General features: G+C 68.9%; 10 protein-coding genes and 1 pseudogene. 4 read left to right on the top strand and 7 right to left on the bottom strand.

Features of this window, described 5'->3' with window-relative positions; all coding sequences use genetic code 11:
• Both G3N92_RS23250 and G3N92_RS23245 read left to right on the top strand, forming a co-directional pair.
• Positions 1–715: pseudogene (locus G3N92_RS23250) on the top strand (hypothetical protein); the annotation flags it as partial.
• Positions 716–728: 13 nt separating this feature from the next.
• On the top strand, positions 729–2,039 hold the full coding sequence (locus G3N92_RS23245; protein ID WP_206129930.1) for an MFS transporter: 1,311 nt from the start codon (positions 729–731) through the stop codon (positions 2,037–2,039).
• Positions 2,040–2,064: 25 nt separating this feature from the next.
• Here G3N92_RS23245 and G3N92_RS23240 read toward each other — a convergent pair whose 3' ends face one another.
• From G3N92_RS23240 to G3N92_RS23210, 7 genes are all read right to left on the bottom strand, one after another.
• On the bottom strand, positions 2,065–2,706 hold the full coding sequence (locus tag G3N92_RS23240) for a response regulator (RefSeq protein WP_206129929.1): 642 nt from the start codon (positions 2,704–2,706) through the stop codon (positions 2,065–2,067).
• Positions 2,696–4,612, bottom strand: coding sequence for a PAS domain-containing sensor histidine kinase (locus tag G3N92_RS23235; RefSeq protein ID WP_206129928.1), 1,917 nt, complete (start codon positions 4,610–4,612; stop codon positions 2,696–2,698). Before G3N92_RS23235 ends, G3N92_RS23240 begins: the two co-directional genes overlap by 11 nt.
• A 56-nt stretch (positions 4,613–4,668) precedes the next feature.
• Positions 4,669–5,052, bottom strand: a complete 384-nt coding sequence (locus G3N92_RS23230) for a response regulator (RefSeq protein WP_206129931.1) — start codon at positions 5,050–5,052, stop codon at positions 4,669–4,671.
• A gap of 330 nt (positions 5,053–5,382) precedes the next feature.
• Positions 5,383–6,138: an SDR family oxidoreductase gene (locus G3N92_RS23225; protein WP_206129927.1), complete on the bottom strand. Its 756-nt coding sequence runs from the start codon at positions 6,136–6,138 to the stop codon at positions 5,383–5,385.
• Positions 6,139–6,327: 189 nt separating this feature from the next.
• Positions 6,328–7,311, bottom strand: coding sequence for an ABC transporter substrate-binding protein (locus G3N92_RS23220; protein ID WP_206129926.1), 984 nt, complete (start codon positions 7,309–7,311; stop codon positions 6,328–6,330).
• Between the two features lie 8 nt (positions 7,312–7,319).
• On the bottom strand, positions 7,320–7,649 hold the full coding sequence (locus G3N92_RS23215; protein ID WP_206129925.1) for a ferredoxin family protein: 330 nt from the start codon (positions 7,647–7,649) through the stop codon (positions 7,320–7,322).
• Positions 7,646–9,298: an FAD-binding protein gene (locus G3N92_RS23210; protein WP_206129924.1), complete on the bottom strand. Its 1,653-nt coding sequence runs from the start codon at positions 9,296–9,298 to the stop codon at positions 7,646–7,648. Before G3N92_RS23210 ends, G3N92_RS23215 begins: the two co-directional genes overlap by 4 nt.
• Positions 9,299–9,344: 46 nt before the next feature.
• Between G3N92_RS23210 and G3N92_RS23205 the strand changes: the two genes are divergently transcribed.
• A complete protein-coding gene (locus G3N92_RS23205; RefSeq protein WP_206129923.1) occupies positions 9,345–10,307 on the top strand; it encodes a Crp/Fnr family transcriptional regulator in 963 nt (320 codons plus the stop codon).
• 633 nt (positions 10,308–10,940) lie between these two features.
• Positions 10,941–12,326, top strand: coding sequence for a sigma-54 dependent transcriptional regulator (locus tag G3N92_RS23200; RefSeq protein WP_206129922.1), 1,386 nt, complete (start codon positions 10,941–10,943; stop codon positions 12,324–12,326).
• Positions 12,327–12,539 lie beyond the last annotated feature (213 nt).

Below are 12,539 nucleotides of genomic sequence, written 5' to 3'. Positions count from 1 at the left end.
GTGGAGCTGCGCGCGGCTCGCGCCGCACGAGCGCCGCGTGCTGGCCGGGCTCGCCACGCTGCCCGACACGTTCACGATCGACGCCGCGTGCGCCGTCGCCGCGCCATGCGGGCTCGACGGCGAGGCGATGCTCGACGTGCTGGCCACGCTCGTCGCGAAATCGCTGGTCGAGGTCGACGCGACGCCACCCGCGCCCGTGCGACGCTATCGGCTCTCGGATACGTTGCGCGCGTTCGCGCGCGAGATGCCGGTGGCCGCAGCGAAGCCGGCCGATGCCGATGCCGATGCCGACAACACCGGCCACCATGCCGCGCACGCGATCGCGCCGCCCGTGCCCGACAGCGGCGCGGCGGCATCGCCGCAGCGGCCGGCATCGCATCCCCCATCGCCCGCGCTTCGTCGGGAGGCCGAATCAATGCCGGCCGCGCCGCCGCTGCACCCGCCCCCGCCTCGTCCAGCGAATGCATCGAGTGGCTATCTCTGGCACGCCGTGTCGCCGCTCGACACCAGCCGTTCGGTGGTGCCCGTGCTGGCCGTGCCCACCGCGCGCGGCGCACCGGTTCCGCGTCGCGGCCGTGCGCGGGCCGGCACGCCGGCCCGCGCCTGCCAGGCATCGATGGACAACGCACGCGAAAACCCGGCGACGAGCCGCACGCTGCCGCGCAGCGTCCATGTCTCGCAGGGCAAGCGCCGGGCGCGGCGGGAACCGTCGTGAGGCCGGCGCGGCAATGAATCGGGAACCCGCAGGCGCCTGCCCCCGCACAGCCGACATCGCCATCGAGCAGCGGATCTGCCGCCGCCTCGCCTGGCAGGTGCTGCCGGTCATGATGCTGGCCTATCTGGCCGCCTATATCGACCGGACCAACGTGAGCTTCGCGTCGCTGCAACTGCACGGCCAGCTCGGCTTTTCCGATGCCGTGTTCGGCTTCGGCGCGGGCGTGTTCTCGCTCGGCTACGTGGTGTTCGAACTGCCCAGCAACATGATCCTGCAGCGGGTGGGCGCGCGGCTCTGGCTCACGCGCATCATCCTCGTGTGGGGCGCCGTGACCGCGTTCACGGCGCTGGTGGCCACGCCCAAGCAGTTCTACGTGATGCGCTACCTGCTCGGCATCGCCGAGGCGGGGCTGGTGCCGGGCATCGTCTACTACCTGTCGCGCTCGTTCCCGTGCCATTACCGCGCGCGCATGCTGTCGACGTTCTATGCCGCGCTGCCGCTCTCGGGCGTGATCGGCGCGCCGCTGGCCGGCCTGATCATGCAGGACTTCGACGGCGCGCTGCAGATCGCGGGCTGGAAATGGATGCTGATCGTGGAATCGCTGCCGGCGTGCGTGGCCGCGCTGTTCTGCTGGTGGCGGCTCGACGACGACGTCACCACGAGCCCGCGCTATTCGCCCGAGGATCGCGCCCACCTGGTGCGGGCACTCGAGCGCGACCGGGCGTCGAGCCAGTCGATCCATCCCGACCAGGTCTATTCGAGCCCGCTCGTCCTGGCGTTCGGCGCGCTCTACTTCTTCGACGTGTTCGCGATTTACGGCTACACGCTGTGGGCGCCCGCCATCGTTCATTCGCTGGGGGTCAGCGGCAACCTGCGGATCAGCCTGATCACGGTCTTGCCGAACCTGGTGGCGATCGCCGTGATGATCGCGGTGGGCCGCAATGCGGACAGGACGCGCTCGCGGCGCCTGCACGTGGCCGCGCTGCTGTTCGTGGCCGCGCTCGGCCTGGCGCTGGCGGCGCTGCTGCACCGGCATCTCTGGCTGTCCGTGGCCGGGCTGTGCATTGCGAACGCGTGCCTGCTGTCGGTGCCGCCGGTGTTCTGGAGCATGCCGATCACGGTGCTCGGCCCGGCCTCCGCCGCGAACGGGATCGCCTGGATCAGCGCGATCGGCAATCTCGGCGGCTTTTTCGGCCCCTACACGGTCGGCCATCTGAAACAGAGCTCCGGCAGCCTGCTGGCGCCGGTCGTGACGATGATCGGCTGCCTGCTGCTCGGCGTGGTGCTGACGCTGCTGCTGCCGAAACGGCTGGTGGACGGCTGAGGCGAACGGCTGAGGCGGCGGTGCCCTAGCGCGTCAGCGCGGCGTTGATGCCGAGCGCCTGCGCCTTCAGCACCAGATCGGCCAGCGAGCGCGCGCCCATCTTCACCATCGCGTTCTTGCGATGGATCTTCACGGTGATCTCGCTGAGATCGAGATTCGCGGCGATCTGCTTGTTCATCAGGCCCGCCGTCACGAGCGACATCACCTCGCGCTCGCGCGGCGTCAGCGCCGCGAACCGGTTGCGCAACTCGGCCACCTGGCTGCCCGTGTCGCGGCGCTGCTTGTCGTGCAGCAGCGCGCTCGCCACCGCATCGAGCAGGTCCTGGTCGCGGAACGGCTTGGCGAGGAAATCGAACGCGCCGTTCTTCATCGCCTTCACGGACATCTCGATGTCGCCGTACGCCGTGATGAAGATGATCGGCAAGCCCAGCGCGCCGGCGACGATCTGATCCTGGACCGCCAGCCCGCTCTGGCCCTTGAGCCGCACGTCGAGAATCAGGCAGCTCGGCACGTCGGGCTTGTCGAGCGCCAGGAATTCCTGCGCCGACGCGAACGCCAGCACGTTCAGATCGACCGAACGCAACAGCGTGGTCAGCGCCTCGCGCATCGAATCGTGATCGTCGACCACGTAGACAAGCGCGCTCCCGGCGGTATTCTCATCGTTCATCTGCTTCCTCGGTTCCTGCCAACATCGGAGGGGGGGTGCGTTCCTGCATCGTATCGTGCGCGAGCGGCAACGTGAACTGCATGCGCATGCCGATGTCCGCCCCGCGTTCGGCCCAGACATGGCCGCCGTGCGCCTCGACGATCGAGCGGCAGATCGACAGGCCCATGCCCATGCCGTCCTTGCGCGTGGTGAAGAACGGCGTGAACAGCAGCGCCGCGTTGGCCGCGCTGACGCCGTGGCCGGTATCGTCGATCCGCACGCGCGCGGCGCCGTCGGCGCGGGCCGCGGCCACGCTCAGACGCATGCCGCCGGGCGCGCCCGACATCGCCTGCATGCCGTTCATCAGCAGATTGATCACGACCTGCTGAAGCTGCACGCGATCGCCGAACACCACGAGCGGCGCGGCCGCGAGCGACACCTGCAGCTCGACGCCTTGGCTGCGCATTTCGCGCCGCACGAGCTCGACCGATTCCTCGACGATCGCGTTGACGTCCACAAGCGCCGCATCGGCGTCGCGTTTGCGGGCCAGCGCGCGGATCCGCCGGATCACCTCGGTCGCGCGCTTCGCGTCGCGCGTGCTCTGCTCGATCGACGCGCGTACCTCGGCGAGTTCGGGCGGCGTGCGGTTCAGCCATCGCAGCCCGGCCTCGCCGGTGGTGACGATCGCGGCCAGCGGCTGCGTCACCTCGTGCGCGATCGACGCCGCCAGTTCGCCGAGCATCGACACGCGCGTGGTGTGCGCCAGCTCGCTGCGCGAGCGGTCGAGCGCCTGCTCGGCGCGGCGCAACGCCTCGATATCGGTATTGACGCCGTACCATGCCTGGATCCGCCCGTCGGCGCCACGCAGCGGCGCGGAGGCGATCACGGTCCAGCGGTAGCTGCCGTCGCCGTGCCGGAACCGCGCGGTGCGCTCGAAATAGCCGCCGCGCGCGATCGCCTCGCCCCACGCGGCCTGCACCTCGGCGAGGTCGTCAGGATGCAGGATGTCGCGCCAGACGTCGCCGTCACCGTTGCGGCCGCGGCCGGTATCGATGCCGTATTCGCTCCAGCGCCGGTTCACGTAGGTGGGCCGGCCGTCGTCGCGCGAGCTCCACACCATGGCCGGAATCGCGTCGAGCGTGGCCAGCAGCTCTTCCTTCTGCCGGCGCAATGCGCCTTCCATGCGGCGCGTTTCGGTCACGTCGTCGTCGGTCGACAGAATCCCGACCGGCCGCCCCCAGCGGTCGCGCGACAGCATCACGCGGCTGGACACCCGCACCACGGCGCCGTCGTTGCGCACGCGTTCGAGCTCGCCCTGCCAATGGCCGGCCTCGATCGCCTGCCGGCGGATCTCCGCATCGGCCAGCGCGCCGCGCGTGTGCGTGAGCGCCTGCAGCGTGCGGCCCACCGCTTCGTCGGCGGGCCAGCCGTAGAGCCGTTCCGCGCCGTGGCTCCAGAACGTGATGCGATCGTCGAGGCCATAGACGACCACCGCATCGTGCGTGAGGTTCAGCAGATCGACCTGGTGCCGCAACGTCGCATGGCTGCCCTGATTGCGCACCGCGAGGATCGACACCACGATCAGCGCGCTCAGGCTCACGCCGCAGCGCGCGATCGAACTCGGCGCGACCGGATCGTTCGGCGAGATCAGGAAGCCGAGCACGTCGACGGCGATGCACAGCCAGGCCACGGCCACCGTGACGCTGGTCGACGCGACCGACGACACCAGCAGCACCACCACCACGTACAGCACCGCGACGGCGATATTCAGCGGTGCGAACGCATCGACCAGGAACACGCCGAGCCCGACCGCCGCGGCCAGCAGGCAGACCATGCGGGCATTGGCGGGCAGGCCGCCGCCGGCCTCAGCCTCGAGCCAGCGAAGCCGGGGCCATTGCACGGTGTCGGGGCGGAGCGGTCCTGTCATGCGAATCAACGGGGGAATGATGCGGAATCCTGACGCTCAGACGGCGCCGCATCGGCTCATGGCGTGCCGGTGCCGGCGGCGCGAATCGCGTCGAGGCGCTGGCCGATCTGCGCGGCATCCACCGGCTTGCTGAACACGCAGAGCGCGCCCACGTCGCGGGCCTGCCGCAGCAGCAGATCGGATTCGAACGCGGTGATGAAGATGATCGGCGGCGGCGCGGCACGGTCGAGCAGGCGCCGATACATCTCGATTCCCGACAGGCCCGGCATCTGCACGTCCGAAATGATGCAGGCGACGTCCGCGAGCGCGTCGGCGCGCAGGAACGCTTCCGCCGACGCATAGGTACGAACCTCCCAGCCGAGCGAGCGGACGAGACTGCACGTCGCCTCCCGGACGGACGCGTCGTCCTCGACGATCGAAACGACATGATGAGCACACACGCTGGGGAGGTCCTTGGCCTTGTTCGCATTGACGACGACGGAGCGCCACACGCCCCGGGCCGGCAAGTCGGGACGTATAGTACTGTAGCCGTTCAAGGTCCGAAACCATCTAAAGGTATGAGTTATCGGGGCCGCGCCGGGCGCGCGATGCGGGGCGTCGCGCGCAGGCGGCCGGCGCGGCCGGGCCTGCCGGACGGCCGTGGCGGCGCGTTCAGCCTTTTTCAGGTGGCGCGTGAACCCGGCCCTGCCTGCGGTGCGATACCGGGTCGGGCGGCCAGCCGGTTCGCGGCCGCCCGCCTGCAGCCCGCCTGCAGCACAACGCGCGCGCGCTCAGACCTGCGCGATGCCGCCGTCCGCGAACACCTCGGCGCCGTTCACGAAGCTCGAATCGTCGGAGGCGAGGAACGTCACCACCTTCGCCACTTCCGAGGCCTCGCCCACGCGCCCCAGCGGCACTTGCGACGCCATGTAGGCGAGCAGACCGTCCTGCGCTTCCTTGCTCTCGCCCGCGAGCTCCACCAGCCCGATCGTGCGGATCGGGCCGGGCGCGACGACGTTCACGCGAATCCCGCGCTCCTTCAGGTCGAGCACCCAGCTGCGCGCCAGCGCGCGCACCGCGGCCTTCGACGCGCTGTAGATGCTGAACGCCGGCGTGCCCTTCGAGCCGGCCGTGGAGCCGGTCAGCACGATCGAGCCGCCCTTCTCCATCAGCGGCAGCGCCTTCTGCACCGTGAACACGAGCGCGCGCACGTTGCGATCGAACGTGTCGTCGAAATGCTGCTCGGAGATGTCGCCGAGCGGCGCCATCGTGCCGCCGCCCGCGTTCGCGAACAGCACGTCGAGCTTGCCGGCGGCGTCGCGAATCGTCGCGAACAGCGCGTCGAGGTCGGCCAGCTTCGTCACGTCGCCACGCACGCCGCGCGCGCCGTGGCCGATCTCCGCCACCGCCTTTTCGAGCTCGGCCTCGCGCCGGCCGGTGATGAACACCGTGGCGCCCGCTTCCGCCAGATCCTTCGCGGCGGCCAGCCCGATGCCCGTCGTGCCGCCCGTGACCAGTGCGATCTTTCCTTCCAGTTTCCTGCTCATGTTGACCTCCTCGGTTGAATGTCGATGGGGGCCAAGATAGGCGGCGCGATGCTAAAAGATCCTGAATGCTTATTAATTTTTACGGCGCGGGCCCCAACCCCGGGGCCGTGTCGCGGGCCGCCCCGATCGCCGGCGGCCCGCTTGCGGGCGCTACGTGGTCGCGACGGCAGCTTCCGCAGCGTCCGGATCTCACGCCTGCCACTGCTTCAGCGTGAAATCGTCGCTGATCAGGCGGCGGTCCAGCAGGAAGCGCCTGGCGCTGTCCAGCAACGCCAGGCCTTCGGGCGGGTAAGCCGCCGTCGGGAAATGCGAGACCGGATGGGCGAGTCGTATCGTGTCCGCCGTGAAGGCGGTCTGCTTCTGGTGAAACGCGTAATACGCCGGCGCATCGGCGCCGATTTTCGACAGGGCGGCCCGACGCGCGCGATGCCATGCCTGCGCCACGCCCGGCACGCGGGCCAGCAGCTTGTCCGAGGCGACGATCACATAGGAGCCGAGCAGATCGGGATGCTGCACGCCCTGATCGATGACCGGGTAGCCCCGTTCGGCGAGCACCGGCCCGAAGTCGGACGCGGCGGCGTAGGCGTCGAGCGATGCGTTGTGCAGGGCCGCATCCGCATCGGAGCCGAGCAGATAGACCACCCGTGTCCGGTTGCTCAGGCCCGCCGCGCCGAGGACGCCGAGCAGATAGCGGTGCGTGTAGGAGCCCATCGCGACGCCGACGGTCTTGCCGTCGAGGTCGGCAACACGCTGCACGCCGCCTTTCGGCGCCACCAGCCAGCTGCTCAAGCCAATCTCCTCGAAGCCGATCAGATGCGCGCCGACGCCCTTCCCCCTCGCCACCAGCGCCGGCGTGTCGCCGTAAATGCCGATATCCAGCGCACCGGCAAACAATGCCTCGTTGAGGTCGGGGCCGTTCCGGAACACGTGCACCGAAATGTCGTGAATCCCGAGCGGAGACAGTTCCCGCTGCAAGTATCCGAGCGCCAGTGCGTAGCCGGACGGGCCTGTCGGGGCGCGCGTCGGGCCGATCACGCCGAGATGCAGGGTCTGGCTGTCGCGCGTGGCGGCAAGCGCCGGGATACCGCCCAGCAGCAGGCCGCCGGCGGCAACGGTTCGTCCAAGGAAGGTTCGGCGCGAGCGGGCCTCGATTCGAGTCGTACGGTCTTTCATGAGCATCGTCAATGGATTGGGGTGAGGAGTTGAAAATTGGCATCGAGGTCCGCAGTCGAGCGACGCCCCGGGCCCCACCCGAGCGCGGCGCGATAGCGGCCGAAATGTGACGCTCCCGCCGCGCCTGCCTCACCGGCCGGCGCAATGGCGTCCGCTTGCGGCGCGACGTACAGGGCGTCCGCCGGGCAATACAGCTCGCACATGAAGCAGGTCTGACAATCCGCCTGACGTGCGATCAGCGGCACGCCACCGGGCACGGCGTCGAAGACGTTGGTGGGACAGACGCGCACGCAGATGTCGCAACCCGTACAGTTCGCATCACTGATGATTTCGATCATGCGAACGCTCCCGGTGCGGCCGCCGGCCGCCGGGTGTCGTCCACCGGTTGCCTGCGCATCCATATGTCGTCGAGCCCCCCGCAAACGATGCGATTGCGCTGCCCCGTATCCACCGCCGCGTGATCGCGGCGCCGATGCATGCCGCGGGTCTCGGTCCGCGCCAGCGCGCTGCGATACATCCAGCGTGCCGTCGCCACCATGGCGGCCGCCTGTCGCAAGCGCAGCGTTTCTTCCGCCTCGCCGGGCGGCGCGCAGCGCTGCAGGCGTGACCACAGGGCATCCAGCCGCGTCAGCGAATCGGCCAGCCCTTCCCCGCTGCGCGTCCAGTTGCGCTCATAGGGCAGCACCTCGGCCTGCACGGCGGCGACGGCTTCCCGGCTATCCACGCGCCGGCCTCGGGACGGCCCGACCAGCCCGGCCCCACCCGCTCCGCGCAAGGCTGACTTCGGCTCGCCACGCTTCGCCCGCGCGTGATCGGCCGCACCGGCACCCGCCCAAAAACCCGACGACATCGCCCACGCGGCGTTGTGGCTGCCGCCTCCCGTGAAGCCGCCGCAAATCAGCTCGCGAGTGGCGGCGTCGCCCGCCGCATACAGCCCCTCGACCGTGGTCGCGCAATCGCGATCGACAATATGCAGGCCGCCCGTGCCGCGCACGGTGCCCTCGAGCCGCAGGCTGACCGGAAAGTGTTGGGTGAACGGATCCAGGCCCAGGCGATCGAACGGGAGGAAGAAATTCGGCTGCGCGGTTCGCATCCAGGCGCGGACTTTCGCGTCGGCCCGGTCGAGGCAGGCGAACACGCGATGCGTCTGCAGCGCCTTGGCGATCACGCTTCGCCCCCGTGCCGACCCTGCGCCCGCGATCTCGACGCCCTTCTCGTCGTAAAAGCGCGCCCATTGATAAAACAGGGACTTGGTCACCGAGGCAAACTCGGGGCCGAGGCCATAGGCATTCGAGAATTCCATCCCGGATAGCGCCGCGCCCGCCTCGGCCGCCATCAACTGGCCGTCGCCGGTCAGGACGTTGCAACCCAGCGCCCTGCTCAGGAATGCACACCCGCCGGTCGCGATGACGACCGCCCGCGCACGCACGGCCCAGGCGCCGCCGCCCTGACGCTGGATGCCGCGCGCACCGGCCACGGCGCCCTCTTCGTCGACCAGCAGTTCGAGCGCCGGGCTCTGATCGAGGATCAGCGTGCCGGCCTGCTTCGTGCGTTTTCGCATCAGCCGCATGTAATCGGGACCTTGCAGCGAATTCCGACGCGATGCGCCGTGCTCGTCAACCGGGAACGGGTAACCCCACTGCGCCAGTTGCTCGATATTTGTCCAGGTCTGCTCGAGCACGCGATCCATCCACAGGTGCTCGGCAAGCTCCCCGCCGAGGGCGTAGCGGCTCTGCTTCGCGCGTTCGCGAACATCGCCGGAGGGCGACACATGCCAGATGGCGGTTCCGGACGGCGCCGTGGCGCCGGAGGTGCCGCAGAATCCCTTCTCGGCCAGCACGACTTTGGCCCCCCGCGCGGATGCGCTTATCGCGGCCCAGGTTCCCGCCGGGCCGCCGCCGATCACCAGCACGTCCGCTTCGTGGGATATACCGGCTCCGGACAAACACGTAGCGTAGCTGGCCGCGCTCGCGTTCGATTTTTCCATTGATACGCCCTCCGTTTAATACGCCGTTTCGTCGTTTCAGCGTGTATTGCGTTATCGAATTAACCTGCATCGCCTGAAGCACGCGTTTATCGTTATCGAACTGGCCGAATGCGAAACACCAGGCACCTTCACCGGCTCTCAATCGACCATGTCATCACGCCCCCTCGCGCCCCGCCCTGCTCAACTCGCCCCGTTTCAGCGGGCCGCCCGCATTTCGGATCAGGCATCGCAATCCATGCCATTGCAGTCGAGTGGCCGGGACCTGACGCGCCGCCAGCGGGAAATCGTCTGGGCGGCGTTTTGCAATCACGAACTGCTGGCCGACTGGCCGGAACCGGTGCTGGACGAATTGGTGGAAGCGGGCCAATTACGGACCTACCCCGACGGCACATTGATTTATTCCGCCAATGCGCCATGCAGCGATATCCACATCATTCTTTCCGGCATGCTCGAATGGGCATGGCCGAGCACGGACGGATTACGTGCCGTTGAAACCTTTATTCCCGCCGGCGAGCTCGCCAATCTCACCGCGGTGATGACCAACCAGCGCTCGATTCACAATCAACGGGCGCGCGGGCTGACACGGCTGTTCCATATCCCTGCCCACGCGCTGGAGCTCGCGCTCGAACGGAACCCCTCGCTCACCCTCAGCCTGTTGCGCCTGCTCGCGCAGCGCGCCCGTCACCTGCACGACTGCCTGGGCCGTGTCGGCCTGATGTCGTTCCGCGCCCGCCTGGCCAGCCATCTGCTGGCGCTCGGCCGCCGATATGGCCACACCGAAGGCAATCGCATCACGCTGCGCATGCGCCTTTCACAGGAAGACCTTGCCGCGCTGCTGATGGCTTCGCGTCAGCATGTCAACAAGGAGCTGCGCTGGTTCGTCGAACGCAATTGGGTTCATGCAAGCTATGGCCGCTTCACGCTCGTCGATGTGACGGCGATCGAGGCGATGATCCGCGAATCGGGTGCGCTGCCCGACCTGCTCCACGCGCAGCACGCCGCGCGCTGAGGGGCCGTCGCGCCGCCGCTTCGGCCGGCTGCAGGCAATTATTCGCGCTCAAGGGGTTTCGATCTGTCGGCGCAATGACAGTGCTTTGCACTTTTTCTTCGACGCTAATGCTTGGGCTCACGAATATCGAACCGGCAGCCTGCGCGTCCGACCGGCGCCGGGCGTGGCCGGCACAACCTGGACATGAAGCCGTGGCGGGTGGAACCGGAGCCGCCGGCGCCAGGGTTCACGCCCTCATCCACGCGCACCCGAGCGCACCCGACGTCGCGCCGGCATGCGAGTGCGCATCGACACCCGCCTTGCCGTGCCGGGCTCGCGCGTCCGACCTGCGCCGGTGAAGCTCGTCGAGCACGGCAGGCGGCACGACGCCGGCCAGTCCCGAACGCAGGCTCTCCTGCGCCACCCGCATTCTCCAGCCAACGTTTCGCCGATTTTCGATAAGATGGCTCACCCCCGTCTCATCGCGACAGCGCAGCGCCGAATCCCGTGCCAGGGCCGGCCGCACGGCGTCGTTCGATCCGGTTCTGGCCATCTCCGCCGCGCGGCGGCAGATACCAATGGGTATGCCATCAGCCAATGCCGCAGGTCGGCCCCCGCCCGATACTGCAGCCCGATTCGCCGCGGACACGTTCAATGCCCTACGTACTCTTTGTCGAAGACGATCCCGATTCCCGCGACATGCTCGTCGCGCTTGCCCACACCCAGCAATTGACATGCGACGCGGCGGGAACGCTGGCCGAGGCGCGGGCCTTCATCGCCCGGCGCATGCCCGATCTCATCGTGAGCGATCTGATGTTGCCGGATGGGCGGGGGGTCGATCTGTTCGACGAGTTGCCGAAGGGCGGCCACTGCGAAAAGATCCTGATGACGGGGCACGCCAGCATCGACACCGCCATCGAGGCGATGCGGCGCGGCGCGACCGACTATCTGGTCAAGCCGCTGAACATGCACCGGCTCAACAGCATCTTCGAGCGCGTGCCGCGCGCCACCGCCCTGCATGAGGAAATCGCCGCGCTGCGCGACGAGCTGAAGCGCCTCGGCCGCTTCGGCCTGATGCTCGGCAATTCGCCGCCGATGCAGCGCGTGTACACCGCGCTCACACGGGTGGCCGGCACCGACGCCTCGGTGCTGTTGATGGGCGAATCCGGCACCGGCAAGGAACTGGCGGCGGAGACGGTCCACCGCCTGAGCCGCCGCCGCAGCGGCCCGTTTCTGGCGGTCAACTGCGGCGCGATCGCGGCCAATCTGGTCGAGAGCGAGCTGTTCGGCCACGACAAGGGCAGCTTCACCGGCGCGGAGCGGCAGCACAAGGGCTACTTCGAACGCGCCGACGGCGGCACGCTGTTCCTCGACGAAATCACCGAGATGCCGCTCGAATTGCAGGTCAAGCTGCTGCGCGTGCTCGAAACCGGCCGCGTGACGCGCCTCGGTTCGGCGCGCGAGATCGACGTGGACGTGCGCATCGTGGCGGCCACCAACCGCGATCCGGAAGCGGCGATCGCCAGCGGCAAGCTGCGGGCCGACCTCTACCATCGGGTCAACGTGTTCCCGATCGCGCTGCCGCCGCTGCGCGAGCGCGGCGACGACATCCAGATGCTGGCCAACGCGCTGCTGGAACGCCTGAACCAGGACACCGGCCGCAACCTGCAGTTCGCGCCGGCGGCGCTGGCCGCGCTGTCGAACTTCGCCTGGCCCGGCAACGTGCGCGAATTGCGCAACTTCGTGCAGCGCGCCAGCATCTTCAACGACGGCGATCTGATCGCCGAGTTGCCGCAACCGATCCTGACCGAAGTGCTCGGCGATCGCGACGTGGCCGATGAAGTCGTGACCGTTCAGCTCGGCGCGACGCTCGCCGAGGTCGACCGGCGCATGATCCTGAGCACGCTGGCGCGCTGCAGCGGCGTCAAGACCCACGCGGCCGAAGTGCTCGACATCAGCCTGAAGACGATCTACAACCGGCTCGCCGAATTCGACGACGTCGAGAACGCCGAGCCGTCGGACGACGCGGCTTCGGCGTAGTTGTCTCGGTCGTTGCCTCGCGGCAACCGGCCCGCAGCAGCCAGCTTCATAGCCCCGCCCGATCCGGCGCGGGGCCACCCATGAAGCCGCTTGCCGCACCGCCGCGACGATCTCGTCGGCCTCGGCGCGCGTCATCACCAGCGGCGGCGCGAAGCCCAGGATGTCGCCGTGCGGCATGGCGCGCGCGATCACGCCGCGCTCGAGCGCCGCTGC

It is taken from the genome of Burkholderia sp. Ac-20379, from assembly GCF_017104645.1.
Taxonomy (GTDB): Bacteria; Pseudomonadota; Gammaproteobacteria; order Burkholderiales; family Burkholderiaceae; genus Burkholderia.
Note: the sequence above shows the minus strand (reverse complement) of the source record. Positions and strands in the feature narration are given on the sequence as shown.